The 17,495-nt window shown below is 71.7% G+C and carries 18 protein-coding genes and 1 tRNA gene; 11 read left to right on the top strand and 8 right to left on the bottom strand.

The window, feature by feature from the left end; all coding sequences use genetic code 11:
* Positions 1-278 precede the first annotated feature (278 nt).
* Positions 279-1,547 (top strand): D-alanyl-D-alanine carboxypeptidase family protein, encoded by a 1,269-nt coding sequence (locus VLI41_RS13565; RefSeq protein ID WP_325268615.1) that lies wholly within the window; start codon positions 279-281, stop codon positions 1,545-1,547.
* A 10-nt stretch (positions 1,548-1,557) separates the two neighbouring features.
* Here VLI41_RS13565 and VLI41_RS13560 read toward each other — a convergent pair whose 3' ends face one another.
* Together VLI41_RS13560 and VLI41_RS13555 are read right to left on the bottom strand one after the other, a co-directional pair.
* Complete coding sequence (locus tag VLI41_RS13560; protein WP_414692561.1) at positions 1,558-1,983, bottom strand: DnaJ domain-containing protein; 426 nt, start codon at positions 1,981-1,983, stop codon at positions 1,558-1,560.
* A gap of 3 nt (positions 1,984-1,986) precedes the next feature.
* Positions 1,987-2,793 (bottom strand): division plane positioning ATPase MipZ, encoded by an 807-nt coding sequence (locus VLI41_RS13555; protein WP_325268614.1) that lies wholly within the window; start codon positions 2,791-2,793, stop codon positions 1,987-1,989.
* A 157-nt stretch (positions 2,794-2,950) separates the two neighbouring features.
* On the opposite strand from VLI41_RS13555, the gene panC reads away from it, so the two are divergent.
* The 8 genes from panC to VLI41_RS13515 all read left to right on the top strand — a co-directional run bounded on the left by panC (position 2,951) and on the right by VLI41_RS13515 (position 11,638).
* On the top strand, positions 2,951-3,811 hold the full coding sequence (gene panC, locus VLI41_RS13550) for a pantoate--beta-alanine ligase (RefSeq protein WP_325268613.1): 861 nt from the start codon (positions 2,951-2,953) through the stop codon (positions 3,809-3,811).
* A gap of 210 nt (positions 3,812-4,021) precedes the next feature.
* Entirely contained in the window at positions 4,022-4,885 is an 864-nt protein-coding gene (locus VLI41_RS13545) for an enoyl-CoA hydratase-related protein (protein WP_325268612.1), read from the top strand.
* Positions 4,886-4,946: 61 nt separating this feature from the next.
* Positions 4,947-5,423 carry a (2Fe-2S)-binding protein gene (locus VLI41_RS13540; RefSeq protein WP_325268611.1) on the top strand — a complete coding sequence of 159 codons (477 nt, stop codon included), beginning with the start codon at positions 4,947-4,949 and terminating at the stop codon, positions 5,421-5,423.
* Positions 5,423-7,501 (top strand): xanthine dehydrogenase family protein molybdopterin-binding subunit, encoded by a 2,079-nt coding sequence (locus VLI41_RS13535; RefSeq protein ID WP_325268610.1) that lies wholly within the window; start codon positions 5,423-5,425, stop codon positions 7,499-7,501. Before VLI41_RS13540 ends, VLI41_RS13535 begins: the two co-directional genes overlap by 1 nt.
* 10 nt (positions 7,502-7,511) lie before the next feature.
* Complete coding sequence (locus VLI41_RS13530) at positions 7,512-8,270, top strand: ABC transporter ATP-binding protein (RefSeq protein WP_325268609.1); 759 nt, start codon at positions 7,512-7,514, stop codon at positions 8,268-8,270.
* The gene (locus tag VLI41_RS13525) at positions 8,267-9,070 is read left to right on the top strand and encodes an ABC transporter permease (protein WP_325268608.1); all 804 of its coding nucleotides are present in this window, start codon (positions 8,267-8,269) and stop codon (positions 9,068-9,070) included. The genes VLI41_RS13530 and VLI41_RS13525 overlap by 4 nt, the downstream gene beginning before the upstream one ends.
* A 62-nt stretch (positions 9,071-9,132) precedes the next feature.
* Positions 9,133-10,500, top strand: coding sequence for an FAD-binding oxidoreductase (locus tag VLI41_RS13520; RefSeq protein ID WP_325268607.1), 1,368 nt, complete (start codon positions 9,133-9,135; stop codon positions 10,498-10,500).
* A gap of 7 nt (positions 10,501-10,507) precedes the next feature.
* Positions 10,508-11,638, top strand: a complete 1,131-nt coding sequence (locus VLI41_RS13515) for an amidohydrolase family protein (RefSeq protein WP_325268606.1) — start codon at positions 10,508-10,510, stop codon at positions 11,636-11,638.
* A gap of 19 nt (positions 11,639-11,657) precedes the next feature.
* Here VLI41_RS13515 and VLI41_RS13510 read toward each other — a convergent pair.
* Positions 11,658-11,732: transfer RNA gene (locus VLI41_RS13510), tRNA-Lys, on the bottom strand.
* A gap of 123 nt (positions 11,733-11,855) precedes the next feature.
* On the opposite strand from VLI41_RS13510, the gene VLI41_RS13505 reads away from it, so the two are divergent.
* Entirely contained in the window at positions 11,856-12,503 is a 648-nt protein-coding gene (locus VLI41_RS13505; protein ID WP_325268605.1) for a hypothetical protein, read from the top strand.
* Here the strand turns inward: VLI41_RS13505 and tgt are convergent.
* Positions 12,424-13,554 carry a tRNA guanosine(34) transglycosylase Tgt gene (tgt, locus tag VLI41_RS13500; protein WP_325268604.1) on the bottom strand — a complete coding sequence of 377 codons (1,131 nt, stop codon included), beginning with the start codon at positions 13,552-13,554 and terminating at the stop codon, positions 12,424-12,426. The two genes, VLI41_RS13505 and tgt, sit on opposite strands and share 80 nt — an antisense overlap.
* The gene (gene queA / locus VLI41_RS13495; RefSeq protein WP_325268603.1) at positions 13,554-14,630 is read right to left on the bottom strand and encodes a tRNA preQ1(34) S-adenosylmethionine ribosyltransferase-isomerase QueA; all 1,077 of its coding nucleotides are present in this window, start codon (positions 14,628-14,630) and stop codon (positions 13,554-13,556) included. Before queA ends, tgt begins: the two co-directional genes overlap by 1 nt.
* 61 nt (positions 14,631-14,691) lie before the next feature.
* On the opposite strand from queA, the gene VLI41_RS13490 reads away from it, so the two are divergent.
* Positions 14,692-15,708 carry an endonuclease/exonuclease/phosphatase family protein gene (locus VLI41_RS13490; RefSeq protein ID WP_325268602.1) on the top strand — a complete coding sequence of 339 codons (1,017 nt, stop codon included), beginning with the start codon at positions 14,692-14,694 and terminating at the stop codon, positions 15,706-15,708.
* On the opposite strand, the gene VLI41_RS13485 is transcribed toward VLI41_RS13490, so the two are convergent.
* From VLI41_RS13485 to VLI41_RS13475, 3 genes are read right to left on the bottom strand one after another with little or no spacing between them, the layout of a single operon-like run.
* A complete protein-coding gene (locus VLI41_RS13485) occupies positions 15,635-16,105 on the bottom strand; it encodes a hypothetical protein (protein WP_325268601.1) in 471 nt (156 codons plus the stop codon). The two genes, VLI41_RS13490 and VLI41_RS13485, sit on opposite strands and share 74 nt — an antisense overlap.
* A 12-nt stretch (positions 16,106-16,117) precedes the next feature.
* Positions 16,118-16,579, bottom strand: coding sequence for a peptidylprolyl isomerase (locus tag VLI41_RS13480; RefSeq protein ID WP_325268600.1), 462 nt, complete (start codon positions 16,577-16,579; stop codon positions 16,118-16,120).
* On the bottom strand, positions 16,579-17,442 hold the full coding sequence (locus VLI41_RS13475; RefSeq protein WP_325268599.1) for a peptidylprolyl isomerase: 864 nt from the start codon (positions 17,440-17,442) through the stop codon (positions 16,579-16,581). Before VLI41_RS13475 ends, VLI41_RS13480 begins: the two co-directional genes overlap by 1 nt.
* Between the last annotated feature and the right edge of the window lie 53 nt (positions 17,443-17,495).

The following is a 17,495-nucleotide window of genomic DNA, read 5'->3' as shown; positions in this document are numbered from 1 at the left end:
GGGAGGTCCTTGTCTGTCGGCTGCGCGGCGGTGACGCCGCAATGCAAAATGGCGGGACTGAGGCTTGATCTTCGCCTGTGTTTCTCATGTTGCACTGCAGCAGTCAAGCGAGTTTTTGTGCGTCGCACAATGCGGCTGGCCCGCCTTTTGCAGGCTGCGCGCCGCGACATTTGGGCCCGTTCAACAGCTGTTTACTCCCCCGCAACGGTCCCGGTGTGATGGTAAGGAGTTCCTAAAGCGGCGCTTCGCTGCAAACCTTGGATTCGATGGACGAAAGTATGCTCAAACCCGCGCGCCGCCTCCTTGTCTCCCTGGGTCTTGCCGTCGCGACCGCGTTCGCGGCGACCCCGCCGGCGGCGCAGGCGCAGATTCCCTATTTCCGCAGCCTGCTCGCGGCCTCCGAGAGCAAGTACGCGGCCATCGTGCTCGACGCCAAGACCGGCGAGGTGCTCTACGCCAACCACGCCGACAGCCCGCGCTACCCGGCCTCGATCACCAAGCTGATGACGCTCTACCTGTCGTTCGAGGCGCTGGCCTCGGGCAAGCTGCACATGGAGGACCGGGTGGTCTTCTCCCCGCACGCCTCGGCCCAGTCGCCGACCAAGCTCGGCGTGCGCCCCGGGGACAGCATCACCGTCTCCGACGCCCTGCACGGCATGGCCATCAAGTCGGCGAACGACGCCGCCGTCGCCATGGCCGAGAAGCTGGGCGGTTCGGAAAGCCGCTTCGCCGCGCTGATGACCCAGCGCGCGCAGGAGCTGGGCATGCAGAACACCCATTTCGCCAACGCCTCGGGCCTGCCGGACAGCCGCCAGATCACCACGGCCCGGGACCTGGCCACCCTCTCGCGGGCGATCATGCGGGACTATCCGCAGTACTATAGGCTGTTCGACGAGCGCTCGTTCGAGTTCCGCGGCCGCACGATCATGGGCCACAACCATCTGCTGAACATCCCCGGCGTCGACGGCCTGAAGACCGGCTTCACCAACGCCTCGGGCTTCAACATCGCCATCTCCGGCGTGCGCGACAACCGCCGCCTGATCGTGGTGGTGATGGGCGGCCCGACCACCGCCTCGCGCGACCAGAACGCCGAGGACCTGCTGCTCACCGGCTTCGACGTGATGCGCCATCGCGCGCTCGGCCAGAACATGACCGTCGCCCAGAACCTGTCCGAGCCGCCGCCTTCCGGCCCGGTGGTGCGCGCGCCCAGCGAGCAGGGCGACGCCGACCAGGACAGCCTGAAGATCGTGCTGACCTCCACGCCGCCGCCGCGGGCCAGGGCGACGGTTTCGTCCCACCGGGCGCGGCGCGCGGAGAACTGGGCGGTTCAGGTTGGCGAATTCCACCGCCGCACGGAAGCCACGCGCCAGATCGCCTTCGTCGAGAAGCGCTTCTCCGAGCACTTCGACGACGCCGCCGGTTCGGCCGAGCGCCAGGGCCGGCGTTACAAGGCGGTGTTCACCGGCTTCTCCGAATCCGAGGCGAAGAGCGCCTGCCGCGCCCTGCACGCCCGGCGGCTGGCCTGCGAAGTGCTCGAGCCGAGCTGACGATCGAGGCTCATCTGCCCAGCAGCCGGTCGCGCGCGGCGTTGAGCTGGGCGGCGAGACCGCTGGTGCCGCCCTTGTCCGGGTGGGCGAGCCGCATGAGGCGCGTGTAGGCGGCCTGGATCTCGTCGGGCGAGGCCTGCGGCCCCACCCCCAGGATCGAGCGCGCCGCCTCCAGGCTCATGGGTTCCTGCGGCGGGGCCGGCGCGCGGCGAGTGTCGAGGCGGGCGGCGACGGCCAAGCTGAGGCCGAAGCCCGCCAGAAGCAGCGCCGGCAACCAGGCTTCTCGGACGGTGAGGATCGCGGCGGCGACGAAGGCGGCGATCGCGCCGGCCGAGGAGAGGAACCGCCACTCGCGGCGCACGCGCAGGGGCCGCCTCGCCCGCCCGGCGGTGACCAGCACCAGCAAGGCAAGCCCGCCCAGGATGATGTAGCCCATCGCCTATTCTGCGGCGATCGGCTGGACCTCCGCAAACCCGGAAAGGCCGAGCGCGCCCATGAGGGCCCGAAGCTCCTGGCGCGCCGCCACATGCTGCAGGCTCATCGACACCGGCCGGATGGCGGGCGACAGGTCGGCGATGGTCAGGCCGAACGGGAACAGTTCGCGGTAGATCACCCGGTCGCGCAGCCCCGGCCCGACCCGGAATCCCACCTTCCGCGAGAGGGCCACCACCCGCTCGTCCAGCCGCCGGCGGTTGCGCGCCTCGGTCGGCGCGAGCCGGTTCCGCAGCACCACCCAATCGATCATCTTGCGGTCGAGGGCGGCGCGCTGCTTGCGGCACTCCCAGACGGTCTCGGAATAGAGGCTGTGGCGCTTCAGCTCCAGGGTCACCGGATCGACCACGCCCAGCATGTCGAAATCGACGAAGCTGTCGTTCATCGGGGTGACGATCAGGTCGGCCTTGGCGTGGGCCGCGCGGCTGACCGCCGTGTCGCTCCCGGGCGTGTCGATGAGGATGAAGTCGGCGCCCTGCGAGGCTTCGGCGAACGCGGCCTCGAAGCGGGCGGAGGCGTCCTCCCCGAGCGGAATGGCGAACTCCTGCGGCAAAGGCGCGCTCGCGCCGTTGGCGCTGAGCCAGGCTCGGCGATTGGCGAAGAAGTGGGCGGTCGACTGCTGGCGCAGGTCGAGATCGATCACCGCCACCTGTGCGCCGCCGTGCAGCAGGGCGACGGCGGTGTGGATGGCGATGGTGGACTTGCCCGCCCCGCCCTTTTCGTTGCCCACCACGATCACGCTCGCCTGCGGCATGCGCCGGTCTCCGAACTCACACGGCGAATCCGCGACTCGCCCTCGGGCGTTAGGTCAGCCCTGCGCCCCGGCCCCGTCAACGCAACTCGGCGCGGCGGCTGTGGATGGACGCGCGCGGCGGCCTGCCGCATAAGCGGGCCGCTTCGCGAAACCGCCCATGCCTTCCGATCCGCCCCTTCCGATCGTCCGCACCGTCGCCGACCTGCGCGCCCGGGTCGCGGCCTGGAAAGGCGCGGGCGAGCGCATCGCCCTGGTTCCGACCATGGGCGCGCTGCACGAGGGGCATCTGTCGCTGATCCGGCTGGCCCGGGCGAACGCCGCCCGCGTGGTCGCCAGCCTGTTCGTCAATCCGACCCAGTTCGGGCCCAACGAGGACTTCGCCGCCTATCCGCGCGACGAGACTCGCGACGCCGCGCTGCTGGCGAAGGCGGGATGCGACCTGCTCTATGCGCCGGGCGTCACGGACATGTACCCGGAACGATTCGCCACCGCGGTCACGGTGCGCGGCGTCTCGGAACCCCTGGACGGGGCCGCCCGGCCCGGCCACTTCACGGGCGTGGCGACGGTCGTCGCCAAGCTCCTTCTGCAGTGCGGACCGGACGTGGCGGTGTTCGGCGAGAAAGACTACCAGCAGCTGCAGGTGATCCGCCGGCTGGTCGTGGACCTCGACATCCCCGTCGAGGTGCTGGGCGGACCGACGGCGCGGGCGCAGGACGGTTTGGCGCTCTCTTCGCGCAACGCCTATCTCACGCCCGAGCAGCGGCGCGCCGCGCCCGAGCTCTACGCGACGCTGCAGGCCGCGGCGGCCAGGCTGCGCGCCGGCGAGCCGGTCGCCGATGTCGAGGTCGCGGCGCGGGACCGGCTCATGGCGGCCGGCTTTCAGCGCGTCGACTATGTGGAGGCCCGCCGTCCCGACGATCTCGCGCGATTGGGCCCGGGGCCGATCGAGGGCCCGGCCAGACTGCTGGCCGCCGCGGTGCTCGGCCGGGCCCGATTGATCGACAACCTCGAGGTCTGAGGCGGCGCTGCGGCGGGAAAGCGCTCTTGCGAAACGCTCAGGCCCACCGTCCGGACTGGGGCCGAGATGGCGCGCCGGTGGGCCGTCGTAGCCCGCCGCAGCGCCCCCAATATAGGTCCGTTCCGGAGCCGAGGTAGCGGGCTTGCCGTCGGGGCGCCCTTGACCGCGGCGGCGTCGCGTCTCGAACTGGCGCAAAAGCCGGAGGCGCTTATGGGCTACGAGACCATCCGCTACGAGGTCGAGGACCGCATCCTCACCGTAACCCTGAACCGGCCGGAAAAGCTCAACGCCTACACCGCCCAGATGGGCGCCGAGCTCGCCGAGGCGCTGCAGCGGGCCGACGCGGACGACGATGTCCGGGTGGTGATCCTCACCGGCGAAGGCCGCGGCTTCTGCGCTGGCGCGGATCTCTCGGCAGGGGCGTCCAGCTTCGATACCCGGGCGGGGGCGGGCGCGACCAACTTCGGGGCCGGCCGCGCCCCGCGCGGCGGCGGGCTCGGCTTCGTGGGCGCGCTGTTCAATTGCCGCAAGGCGACCATCGCCGCCTTCAACGGCCCGGCGGTCGGCGTGGGGATCACCCTCGCCTTGCCGACCGACATCAAGATCGCCTCGAGCGCGGCGCGCTTCGGTTTCGTCTTCGCCCGGCGCGGCCTGGTGCCGGAGGCGGGCAGCGCCTGGTTCCTGCCCAGGCTCGTGGGCCTGCCGCAGGCGTTGCGCTGGTGCCTCTCGGGCCAGCTGTTCGGGGCCGAGGAAGCGCTCCGCGGCGGCCTGGTGAGCGAGGTCGTCGAGCCCGACCAACTCCTGCCGCGCGCCCGCGAAATCGCCCGCGAGATCGCCGAAAACACCGCGCCGATCTCGATCGCGCTGACCCGCCAGATGCTCTGGCGCTTTGGCGCGGAGGCCGAGCCCTGGGGCGCGCTGAAGGTGGACGGCCCGTTCGCCATGGCGCTCGGCGCGACCGCCGACGTGAAGGAAGGGGTCAGCGCCTTCCTGGAGAAGCGGCCGCCGAACTTCCCCGGCCGGGTCTCCGACGGCATGCCGGCCGGCTATCCGTGGTGGACCGAGGGGACTTGAGGGGCCGCGCCCGAGCCGACATGCTAGGACGAGCCTCGCCCGCCTGAGACAGGTCTCGCCCATGCCCGCATCCATCGCCTTTACGGTGAACGGCCGCCCGGTGGAGGTGAGCGCCGAGCCAGAGGACACCCTGCTCGACCTGCTTCGCAACCACCTGGGCCTGACGGGCGCGCGGTTCGGCTGCGGAGCCGGCCAGTGCGGCGCCTGCGCGGTGATCGTGGACGGCGAGCTGAAGGCGGCCTGCCACACGGAGGCGGGCGCCATCGCCGGCGCAAAGCTCACCACCGTCGAGGCGCTGAGCGCGTCCTCCCCGCCGCATCCGCTGATCGCGGCGTTCCTGGAGAAGCAGGCCGGCCAGTGCGGCTTCTGCCTGAATGGCATCCTGGTCTCGGCGAGCCTGCTGCTGGAGCGCAACCGCGAGCCCAGCCGCGCGGAAATCGCCGAGGCGCTCGACTGGCACCTCTGCCGCTGCGGTGCGCACAACCGCATCCTAAACGCCGTCGAGCTCGCCGCCTCGCGCCTGAAGGAGCCCGCCTGATGCTCCCGCCCAGCCTGCAGAAGACCCCGAGCCTGGCGCGGTGGGTGAGCTTCCGCCCGGACCGCAAGGTGGGCCTCAACGTCGGCAAGGTGGAGTTCGGACAGGGTGTCGCCACGGCGCTGACCCAGATCGCCGCCGAGGAGCTCGACCTCGCGCCGGAGCAGGTCGCGATCACCTTCGGCGACACCGAGCGCGCGCCCGACGAGGGGCTGACGGTCGGCAGCATGTCGATCGAGGTTTCCGGCGCCTCGGTGCGCCTGGTCTGCGCCGACGTGCGCCGGCGTTTCCTGGGCGTCGCGGCCGAGCGGCTGGGCTGCCAGGCCGGCGACCTGGGCGTCGACGAGGGCGCGATCCGGCGCGGCCGCCAGTCCACCGGTCTCGACTACTGGGCGCTCGCCGACGCCGTGGACCTGGACGCGCCCGTCGCCGAGGATGCGCCGCTCAAGGATCCCGCCGCCTACCGCGTGGTGGGCCGGAGCACGCCGCGCATCGACCTGCCTTCGAAGCTGGCGGGCGGCGGCTTCATCACCGACCTGCGCCCCGCCGGGCTGCTGCACGCCCGCGTCCTGCGCCAGCCGAGCCCCGCGGCGCGGCTGCAGCGGCTGGATGAAGCCGCCATCCGCTCGGCGGCGCGCGGCGAGGTGGACATCCTGCGCGACGGCGACTTCGTGGCCGTGCTGGCCGCCAGCGAGAGCGCCGCCGAGCGGGCGGTCGCGGCCGCCGAGGCGGTGGCCGTGTGGGACGATCCCCGCCGGATCAGCCCCGAGCAGCAGGAGGCGCCGTGGCTGCGCAGCCAGCCCACGGAAGACAACGTGCTCGGCGAGCCGCAGGCGCCGGCCCAGGGCGTGCGCCAGCACCGGGCGACCTACGCCAAGCCCTACATCTCTCATGCCTCGATGGGCCCTTCGGTCGGCCTCGCGCAGTATGCCGCCGGGCGCCTGACCGTCTGGAGCCACACCCAGGGCCCCTACCCCTTGCGCGACCGCATCGCGCGGGCGGCGGGGCTCGCGGCCGAGCAGGTGACGCTCAGGCACGCGCAGGGCTCGGGCTGCTATGGCCACAACGGCGCCGACGATGCGGCGTTCGACGCGGCGCTGATCGCGCTGCGCAGGCCTGGGCCGCCGATCCGCGTGCAATGGCGCCGCGAGGATGAGTTCGGCTTCGAGCCGGTGGGCACGGCCATGATCGTCGAGCTCGCCGCCGAGCTGGACGAGGCCGGCCGCCCGGCCTCCTGGACCTGCGAGATCTGGAGCGGACCGCACGGCAACCGCGGGCGGCTGCTGGCCGAGACCGCCCTGCCTGGCGCGGCGGAGGCCCCGCCGGTCCGGCCGCCCTCCAACCGCATGTTCTCCGGCGCGGTGAGGAATGCGCCGCCGTCCTACGACATTCCCCGCTGGGGCGTGATCGACCACCTAGTCAGGGAGACGCCGGTCTATTGCTCGTCGCTGCGCACGCTGGGCGCCCTGCAGAATGTCTTCGCGGCCGAGGGCTTCGTCGACGAGTTGGCGGCCCTGGCCGGCGAGGACCCCCTCGCCTATCGCCTGAGCCTCACCTCCGACCCGCGCGCCCGCGCCGTCATCGAGACCGCCGCGGAGATGGCCGGCTGGGCCCGGCGCGATGGGCGCGCGCTCGGGATCGGCTACGCCCGCTACAAGAACACCGGCGCCTACATCGCGGTGATCGCCCAGGTGGAGGCCGCGGAGAGCGTGCGCCTGAAGCGGATCTGGTGCGCCGGCGACATCGGCCTGGTGATCAATCCGGACGGCGCGCGGAACCAGATCGAGGGCGGCATCCTGATGGCGGCGAGCTGGTGCCTGAAGGAGCAGGTCCGCTTCGACGAGCGCGGCATCGCCTCGCGCACCTTCGGCGACTATCCCATGCTGCGGTTCAGCGAGGTCCCGCCGGTCGAGGTGCGGCTGATCGAGCAGGCGGACGCGGCGTCGGTCGGCATCGGCGAAGCCTCGTCGGGCCCGGCGGCCGGCGCGATCGGCAACGCCGTCGCGGCCGCGCTCGGCGTTCGCGTCCGCGAGCTGCCCTTCACCCGCGAGCGGCTGGCTTCGGCCATCCTGGCGGCCTGAAGACCGCCGCATGGGAGCCGCCCCCGACGCCGTGCTCGCCGCCGAGGGGTTGACCAAGACCTTCGGCGCGCTCGTGGCGGTCGACGACGTCTGCTTCCAGGTGCGGCCCGGCGAGATCGTCGGCCTGGTCGGGCCCAACGGCGCCGGCAAGACCACGATCATCAGCATGGTGCTGGGCGTGCTGCGGCCCACAGCCGGACGCGTGCGGATCGGCGGCGTCGACGTGGCGGCCAACCGCAGCGCGGCGCTGGAGCGGACCAACTTCGCCGCCGTCTACACGCCGCTGCCGGGCAATCTCACCGTCGAGCAGAACCTGCGGGTCTTCGGCCTGATCTATGGCGTGAAGCAGCTCTCGGCCCGCATCGAGGCCCTGCTCGCCGACTTCGACCTCCTGCGCCACCGCCGGGCCAAGACCGGCGTCCTCTCCTCCGGCGAGCAGACCCGGGTGGAGCTCGCCAAGGCCATGCTGAACCGGCCCCGGCTGCTGCTGCTCGACGAACCCACGGCCTCGATCGATCCCTCCACCGCGCGCGACATCCGCGCCCGGATTGTCGAGTTCGCCGCTAAGGAGCAGGCCGGCGTGCTCTGGACCAGCCACAACATGTACGAGGTGGCGGAGGTCTGCGATCGGGTGCTGTTCCTGTCGCGCGGCCGCATCCTGCTTTCGGGCTCGCCCGCCGAGCTGATCCGCCAGCACGGCGCGCCCAATCTCGAGGAGCTGTTCGTGGAGGTGGCGCACGAGGCGCTGCGCCCGGCGGGGGCGAAATGATGCGCGCCTCCCGGGTGGCCGCGGTGTCGCTCCGCTACTTCTACCTGGTGCGCGGCAGTCCGGTCAGGCTCCTGCCGATGATCGCCTGGGTGGCGATCGACATCGTGCTGTGGGGCTTCATCAGCCGCTATCTCGGCGGCCTCACCCGCTTCAACTTCGTCGCCACGCTGCTGGGCGCGGTGCTGCTCTGGGATTTCCTGAGCCGGGTCATGCAGGGCATCACCACCGCCTTCTTCGAGGACGTCTGGTCGCGCAACTTCCTGAACGTGTTCGCGACGCCGATGACGATCGGCGACTACCTGCTGGGCCTCGTGCTCACCGGCATCGTGACCAGCTTCCTGGGGCTCGCCGCCATGCTGGTCCTGGCGACCAGCGTCTTCGGCCTGTCGTTCTTCGCCTATGGCGCGGCGCTGGCGCCGTTCGTCTTCGTGCTGTTCATCACCGGCATCTCCCTGGGGATCGTCGGGACCTCGATCGTGCTTCGTTTCGGGCCGGCGTCGGAATGGCTGATCTGGCCGATCCCCTCGCTGCTGTCGCCGTTCGTGGGCGTCTTCTATCCGCTCGCCACCCTGCCCGCCTGGATGCGCGCCATCGCCCGGCTGCTGCCGCCGTCCTATGTCTTCGAGGGCATGCGCGCGATCGTCACTGGCAAACAGGGCGTGCGCTGGGACCAGCTCGCATTTGGGAGCGGCCTCTCGGTGATCTACCTGGCCGCCGCCTGTGGGCTGTTCGCGGCCGTCTACCGCTACGCCCTGAAGACCGGGCTGATCGCCCGCTACTCCGCCGAGACGGCGAACTAGGCAGGTTGATCTGGATCGAGCCGGGAGCGCATGCTCGGGCCGAACACGCGGGAGGAGCCGCCATGCAGAGCCTCGTGGCCGACCTGGAGCGCAGCCTTGGCGCGGGCGGGCTGGTCAGCGGCGAGACCGCCGCCGAGCAAGCCTTCAGCCCCTGGACCCGGCTCGGCAAGCCCATGGCCATCGCCCGGCCCCGCTCCACCGACGAGGTCGCCCAGGTCCTGCGGACCGCGGGCAAGGCGGGAGTCCCGGTGGTGCCGTGGGGCGGCCGCACGGGGCTGGTCGACGGAGCTCACGCCGAGGGCGCCATCGCGCTGAGCCTGGAGCGGATGGCCGCGATCGAGGAGATCGACCCGATCGGCTCGACCATGACCGTCCAGGCCGGCTGCGTGCTGGAGAAGGCCTGCGAGGCGGCCGATGCGGCTGGGCTGTTCCTGCCGCTCGACCTGGGCGCGCGCGGCTCGGCCACGGTGGGCGGGGTGGTCTCGACCAACGCCGGCGGCAACCGCGTCATCCGCTACGGCATGACCCGCGACATGATCCTGGGCCTGGAGGTGGTGCTGGCCGACGGCACGGTCATCCCGGCCATGAACCGGCTGATCAAGAACAACACCGGCTATGACCTGAAGCAGCTGTTCATCGGCTCCGAAGGCACGCTCGGCGTGGTCACCCGGGCGGTCTTCCGGCTGCGCGCCAAGCCCGCCTCGCAGAGCACCGCCTTCCTGGCGGTGGACGGGTTCGCGGCTCTGCCGAAGCTGCTCCGGCGGGTGGATTCCGAGCTCGGCGGCGCGCTCTCGGCCTTCGAGGTGATGTGGCCGGCGTTCTATGAGCTGGTCACCACCGAGCCCGCCGCGGGCCGGTCGATCCTGCCGCCCGGCCATGACTTCTACGTCCTCGTGGAGTCGCTGGGAGCCGACCCGCAGGCCGACGGCGAGCGCTTCGAAGAGGTCCTGGCCGGCGTGCTCGAGGACGGGCTGGCCGCCGACGCCGTGGTCGCCAAGTCGCAGGGCGAGCGCGACCGGATGTGGGCCCTGCGCGACGACGTGCGCCAGACCGCCCGCAACGGCCCGACGGTGGTGTTCGACATCAGCCTGCCGATCCCGCAGATGGAGGCCTATCTCGACGAGGTCCGCCAGGCGCTGACCGGCCGCTGGCCCAGGGCCGAGCTCACCGTCTTCGGCCACCTGGGAGACGGCAATCTGCACCTGATCGCCGGGGTCGGAGACTCGAAGGCCCGGCACGAGATCGAAGACATCGTCTACGGACCCCTGAAGGCGCGCGGCGGCTCGGTCTCCGCCGAGCACGGCATCGGCCTGCAGAAGCTCGCCTACCTGCCCGCCTCGCGCTCGGCGGCCGAGCTTGCGCTGATGCGCACGCTCAAGAGCACCCTCGATCCCAGGGGCATCCTCAATCCCGGCAAGGTCGTGGGCTGACGCCGCGATGAACGCGCCCGCCAGGCCCCTGGTCGTCGACTGCGACTCCCACGTGATGGAGCCGGCGGACCTCTGGGTCCGCTACCTGGAGCCGAAGTACCGCGACCGCGCCATCCGCATCGAGCGGCGCGACGGCGTCGAGCACCTGATCATCGGCGAGCAGAGCGTGCTCTCCGGCGTGCTCGCGGGCCTGGGCGGGGCGCACCTCGACCGGCGCGACCTCTTCACGCCGGGGCGCAGCTACGCCGACGGCTGCGAGCCGGCGAGCTACGATCCGGCCGCCCGCGCCAGCCTGCTCGACGCCTGGAAGGTGGACGTGGGCGTGCTGTTTCCGACCATCGGCATCCTGCCGTTCCCGACCGACGACGCGGCCCTGGCCTCGGCCTACTGCCGCGCCTACAACCGCTGGCAGCGGGAGTTCCACGAGGGCGCGAGGGGCCGGGTGGCGCCGATCGCAGCCGTAAACTGGCGCGATGTCGAAGGGGCGGCCGCCGAGCTCGAGGCCTGCATCAAGGCCGGCTTCAAGGGCCTGTTCGTCCCGCCCGAGATCGTCGACGGGCGGCGGCCCAGCGATCCGCACTTCGACCCGATCTGGCGGCTCTGCGAAGAGGCGGGCATTCCCGGCTGCCTGCACGTGATCGTCCGCTTCTCCGGCTCGGCGGGCGGATTCGGCGTCTGGCACGAGACCAAGCCCGGCCCGGTCTTCACCTTCGGCCTGGGCGCGACGGGGCAGCTCATCCCCGCCATGGCGGCCATGGTCACCGACGGCCTGTTCGACCGCTTTCCAACGCTCAAGGCGGTCAGCGTCGAGGCGGGCTGCGGCTACGCGGCCTATCTGATGGACCGGCTGGACGAGAAGGCCGAGGTGCTGCGCGCCCTGCTGCCAACGCCGCCCAGGCTGAAGCCCAGCTACTACATCCGCCGCAACTGCTGGTTCGTGGCCGAGCCGGAGGAGCGCACGATCGGCGCCATGCTCGACCTGGTCGGCGAGGACAAGATCCTGTGGGGAAGCGACTATCCGCACGTCGATTCGACGCTGCAGGCGCCGCAACTCATCCGCCGCTCGGTCGCCGGCCTCAGCCCGAAGCGCCAGGCCGCCGTGCTCGGCGAGAACGCCCGCGCGCTGTTCGGCCTCTGACGGGAGAGGTGCTGGGCGTTGGTAGGCCGGGAGGGGATCGAACCCTCGACCATTCGATTAAAAGTCGAATGCTCTACCGCTGAGCTACCGGCCCCCGTCGCTCGAGCGGGCCGCCGGCCCGGTCGCGAAGCGGCGCGGACCATAGGGGCCCCGATCTTGCCGGGCAAGGGACGAGGCCTTAACAGGTCGGGAGGGGACGCGAACAGTCGGGATGATCATGCGCAAGGCCGCACGCGCCGTCCTGCCCCTCGCCGCCGTGTTGCTGGCGGCCTGCACCACCACCTCGGCGAAGAACCCGCAGCGGGTCGAGACCACCGACCAGGCCGAGCGGGAGAACGTCGAGGGCGCGGTCTCCGCCCCCTTGCGCGACTTCAACGTCCTGCGCACCAAGATCCCGGGCATCCTGCTGGAAGCCATGGCCGACCCCTACGACGTGCCGCCGCCGCACTTCACCTGCGGCCAGCTCGAGGCGCTGATCGAGCCGCTCGACATCGCCCTCGGCCCGGACCTCGACGTGCCGGAGAAGAAGGACGAGAACCTCAGGCAAAAGGGCCGCGGCGCGACCCTGGGGGCGGTCGCCGGCGTCACCTCCGGGGCGATCCCGTTCCACAGCTGGGTCCGCAAGCTCACCGGGGCCGAACGGCACGACGACTACGTGCAGAAGGCGATCAACGCCGGCTCGGTGCGCCGCGCCTATCTGAAGGGCCTGGGCGAGGCCAACGGCTGCCCGCCGCCGGCCACGCCCTCGCACGTGATGGCGAGCCGGCCCACCATGGACCAGGCGATCAGGCCTCGCTATCCGACGCGGCTGCCGCCCGCTGGGCAAACGCCTGGCGAAACGCCGAAAGGCGAGCCTCCGCGATAGCGCCGCGCAGCTCGGCCATCAGGGCCTCGAAGAAGGCGAGGTTGTGCCAGGACAGCAGCACCTGGCCCAGGATCTCATCCGACTTCACAAGGTGGTGCAGGTAAGCCTTTGAATAGTCGCGACTTGCCGAGACCGGGATGGACTCGTCCAAGGGGCTCTCGTCCTCCGCGAAGCGGGCGTTCCTGAGGTTGATCGGCCCCGCGGCCGTCCAGGCCTGGCCGTGCCGGCCGGAGCGGGTGGGCAGCACGCAGTCGAACATGTCGACGCCGCGTGCCACCGCCTCGACGATGTCGAGCGGCTTGCCGACGCCCATCAGGTAGCGCGGCCGCGCGGCCGGCAGCATGGCCGGCGCATAGTCCAGCACCTCGACCATGCCGGCATGCCCCTCGCCCACCGCCAGGCCGCCGATGGCGTAGCCGTCGAAGCCGATCTCCACCAGACGCTCGGCCGACTCCCGGCGCAGCGCCTCGTCCGTTCCGCCCTGCTGGATGCCGAACAGGGCCTGGCGCTCGCGGTTTCCGAACGTCGCCTTCGACCGCGCGCCCCACTGCGCGGAGCGGCGCATGGCCTCGGCGACGCGCTCCGCCGGCGCCGGCAGTCCCACCAGCTCATCGAGCTGCATGACGATGTCCGCGCCCAGCAGGTCCGCCTGGATCTCGATCGAGCGCTCGGGCGAGAGCGCGTGGCGCGAGCCGTCGAGATGGCTCTGGAAGGCGACCCCGTCGTCGGTGACCTTGGCGATCTTCGCCAGCGACATCACCTGGAAGCCGCCGGAGTCGGTCAGGATCGGCTTCTCCCAGCGCATGAAGCGATGCAGCCCGCCGAGCCGCGCCACCCGCTCGGCGGTGGGCCTGAGCATCAGGTGGTAGGTGTTGCCGAGCACGATGTCGGCCCCCGCCGCGGCGACCTGATCCACGGTCAGCGCCTTGACGGTTCCAGCCGTGCCCACCGGCATGAAGGCCGGGGTGCGGATCTCGCCCCTGGGCGTGGCGAGCACGCCGGTGCGGGCGGCGCCGTCGGTCGCGGCGATGCGGAAAGGGAAGGCCGCCATCAGGGCGCCCGCCAGAGCAGGCTCGCGTCGCCGTAGGAATAGAAGCGGTAGCCGGCTTCGATCGCGTGCGCGTAGGCGGCCCGCATCGTCCCGGTCCCGGCGAAGGCGCAGACCAGCATGAAGAGGGTCGAGCGGGGCAGGTGGAAGTTGGTCAGCAGCCCGTCGGCCGCCCGGAACCGATAGCCGGGGGTGATGAAGATCTCGGTCTCGCCCAGGAACGGCCGCACCTCGCCGTCCTCGCCGGTCGCCGACTCCAGGAGCCGCAGCGAGGTGGTGCCGACGCAGACGATGCGCCCGCCCGCCGCGCGGATGGCGTTCAGGCGCCGCGCCGCGCGTTCGTCCACCTCGCCCCATTCGGAGTGCATGCGGTGGGCCTCCACCGTCTCGGTCTTGACCGGCAGGAAGGTGCCCGCGCCCACGTGCAGGGTGACCGGGACGGTCTCGACGCCGGCGTCAGCCAGCCGCTGCAGCAGCTCCGGCGTGAAGTGCAGGCCGGCCGTGGGGGCGGCCACCGAGCCGTCCTCCTGCGCATAGACCGTCTGGTAGTCGGTGCGGTCCTGCTCGTCCTCGGACCGGCGCGCGGCGATGTAGGGCGGCAGCGGCATGGCGCCGCGCTCGGCGATGGCTGCGTCGAGGTCGGGGCCGGAGATGTCGAAGGCGAGCGTCACCTCCCCGTCCTCCCCCTTCGCCTTCACCGTGGCGTTGAGCTCGCCCAGGAAGCAGGCCCGGTCGTGGGCCTCGCCGAACACGATGCGGTCGCCCTCGGCCAGGCGTTTGCCCGGCCGCATGAACGCCGTCCAGAGGTGGCCGGAAAGCCGGCGGTGCAGCGTCGCCTGGACCGCCACCCGGCCCTCGTCGCGGACGCGCAGCCCCTTCAGTCTGGCCGGGATCACCCGCGTGTCGTTGAGCACCAGGGCGTCGCCCGGCCGAAGCAGCGCCGGCAGGTCGCGGACCTGCCGGTCGGCGAACGCTTCGCCCGGCCTCACCACCAGCAGGCGGGCCGCGTCGCGCGGGTGGACCGGACGCAGAGCGATCCGGTCCTCCGGCAGGTCGAAGTCGAAGTCGGCGAGCTGCATGGATGCGCCTTGCGCCATGCGGCGGCTGGCGCGTCAAGCCGGGGGGCTGCTAGAGGCGGGCATGGGTCTGCTGCGACTCGCGCTGAACATCGTCCTGGGGCCGCCGATCTTCCTGCTGGCGGGGCTCAGCGCCGCGGCGAGCCTGGCGGCCCTGCGCGGCCGCCACAGCCTGCGCTGGGACCTGCTCGCCCATTTCGCGCCGGTCTGGTTCGCAGGCGCGCTGCTGGCCGGGATCTGCGCGCTGGTGCTGTTCGGCGGCGTGACGCGCCTGGTCGTGCTGGGGCTCGCCGGCGTGGGGATCGTCGCGGCCGGCGCCCTGATCGCCCCGGAGCTGACGCGCAGCGCCGGGCCGCGCGCCACGGCCGATGCGCCGGGCCGGCTGAAGATCATCCAGTTCAACGTCTGGAGCCACAACGCCGACATCGCGGGCACGATCGACTGGCTCGCCCGCGAGAGGCCCGACATCGCGATCCTGGAGGAGACCACGCCCGCCTTCCGCCGCGCGGTGGAGGCGCGCACCGGCTGGCGGGCGGTGTGCCGCGACTGCGAGGTGATGATCTATTCCGAGCGGCCGATGACCCGCGGCTATGTGCCGGCCGAGCCTTCGGTCGGGCCCTTGTCGCACGCCATCTTCCGCGACGCGCAGGGGACCTTCGACGTGGTCGGCGTCCACGACGCCTGGCCGACGGACGGGCAGGACCAGCAGCGCCAGGAGGCGCGGCTCGCCCACGTGCTGGCCGACCTGCCTCAGGAGCGCACCATCCTGGCGGGCGACTTCAACTCCACGCCCTGGTCCTTCGCCCGGCGGAAGTGGGACCGCGCCTTCGGCCTGACCCGGCGCGACCGGGCGCTGTTCAGCTGGCCCGCCGGCCGGTTCATGCGGCGCGGCCCGGCGGCGCCGTTCCCGATCCTGCCGATCGACCACGTCTACGCCGGGCCCGGCTGGGCCACGGTCGAGGTCCGCACCGGCCCGAGGCTGGGCTCCGACCACTACCCTGTGGTGGCTATCCTAGCGCCTGTCGCGCCGCGGCCAGGGCCGTCCGGCAGCGCGCCCGATCGGCCTCGAACCTCGCGGTGAGCGCCTCGGCCTTGCGCTCGAGCGCCGCACGCTGCGCCGCGATCGTCTCGAGCGCCCTGGCATGGGCCGCCTCGAGGGCCGCGAGCCTCTTCTCCAGGTCGGCCACCTTCCTGAGCGCCGCCTTGGACGGCCCGGCCGGCTTGCTGGGCTTCGGCTGTCGGGCCGGCTTCAGCCTGGCCAGCGCGCCGCGGGCGCCGGCCGGCCGGCGCAGCACCTCGCCCGGCTGGGCGACGGCGGCCTTCACCAGCTCGGGGTCGTCGGTCTCATGGGCGAAGCCGGTCTTGAACAGGTCCTGGTGGCTGCCCCAGGCCGCCAGCGCCTTGGTCTTGGACGAAGCCGCGACCGCATAGTCGGTCAGGCCGTCCGAGGTGACGAAGACCTTGAGCCTGGCCGCCATGGTCCGCCCCGCTCAGGCGTCCGCCGCCACCGTCATGGAGACGATCTTGCCGGGATTGCGCGGCGGCTCGCCCTTGGGCAAGGAGTCGACGTTCTCCATGCCCTCCACCACCTCGCCCCAGACCGTGTACTCGCCGTCCAGGAAGCGGGCGTCGTCGAAGCAGATGAAGAACTGGCTGTTGGCCGAATTGGGGTTCGATGTGCGGGCCATCGAGCAGACGCCGCGCACGTGCGGCTCGCGGCTGAACTCCGCCTTGAGGTTGGGCTTGTCCGAGCCGCCGGACCCGCTGCCGGTGGGATCGCCGCCCTGGGCCATGAAGCCGGGGATCACCCGGTGGAAGACGACGCCGTCGTAGAAGCCCTCGCGCGCCAGCTCCTTGATGCGCGCCACGTGGCCGGGCGCGAGGTCGGGCCGGAGCTTGACCGTCACCGGTCCCGTGTCGAGCTGCATGATCAGGGTGTTCTCGGGATCCATCACTTCACCTCGGCGGGGATTTCCAGGTCGCACATGAAATCGTTCGGGCTCGCCTGCTCGGCGCGCGCCGCCTGGGCCTTGAACCAGGCGCTCCTGGGATCGATCACCCGGATCTTCGGCCGCTCTGCGGTGGGCAAATCGGCGAGCAGGCGCACGCGTTCCATGCGGTCCTGCGGCGGCTCGACCGGCTCGCCGGTCTTGATGGCCCGCACCACGTCCTCGCCGGCGATCACCCGGCCGAAGGCGGTGTAGCGCTTCTCCAGATTGTGATGGCTGCGCCGCATGAGGAAGAACTGGCTGTTGTTGGAATCCGGGTTCTCGTCGCGCGCCATGCCGGCGACGCCCGGGCAGTAGAGCGCCCATCCGGCGACCTTCTGATCCTTGGTCATGGCCGCCAGCGACATCGACTGGCTGGTCACCGGCAGGGACTTGATGAAGCCGACCTCCGCCACGGTCTGGTCGGCGACCAGGACGAACGGCGTCTCGGCGCCGCGCCGGAAGGTGAATTCGCCCGGCACATTTGGCTTGTCCGAGCCGCCGGTGCCGTTGTTCTGCGGATCTCCGGTCTGGGCCATGAAGTCGTCGATCACCCGGAAGAAGCGCAGGCCGTCGTAGAAGTGCGCGCGGGTGAGCTCGCGGATCCGCGCCACGGTCTGCGGAGCGACCTCCGGGATCATCTCGACCAGGATCCGGCCCTTGTTGGTGTCGATGACCAGGACGTCGTTCGGATCGGGGATGCGCCAGTCGGCGGGGCCCGGCGCGGCCGGGGTTGCGGGAGAAGCGGCGGGCCTGGCCTTTGGCGCGGCCATCGCGGCGGTGGCGAGCCCGGCCAGGGCTGCGACGGCGATCAGTGCGGTCTTCATCGGATCACTCGTAGAAGGCGGCGGAGTCCGTGACCAGCCCCCGGGCGACGGCC

This window comes from Phenylobacterium sp., assembly GCF_035475775.1.
Taxonomy (GTDB): domain Bacteria; phylum Pseudomonadota; class Alphaproteobacteria; order Caulobacterales; family Caulobacteraceae; genus Phenylobacterium.
The sequence above is the reverse complement of the archived record's forward strand: the minus strand, read 5'-3'. Positions and strand labels throughout refer to the sequence as shown.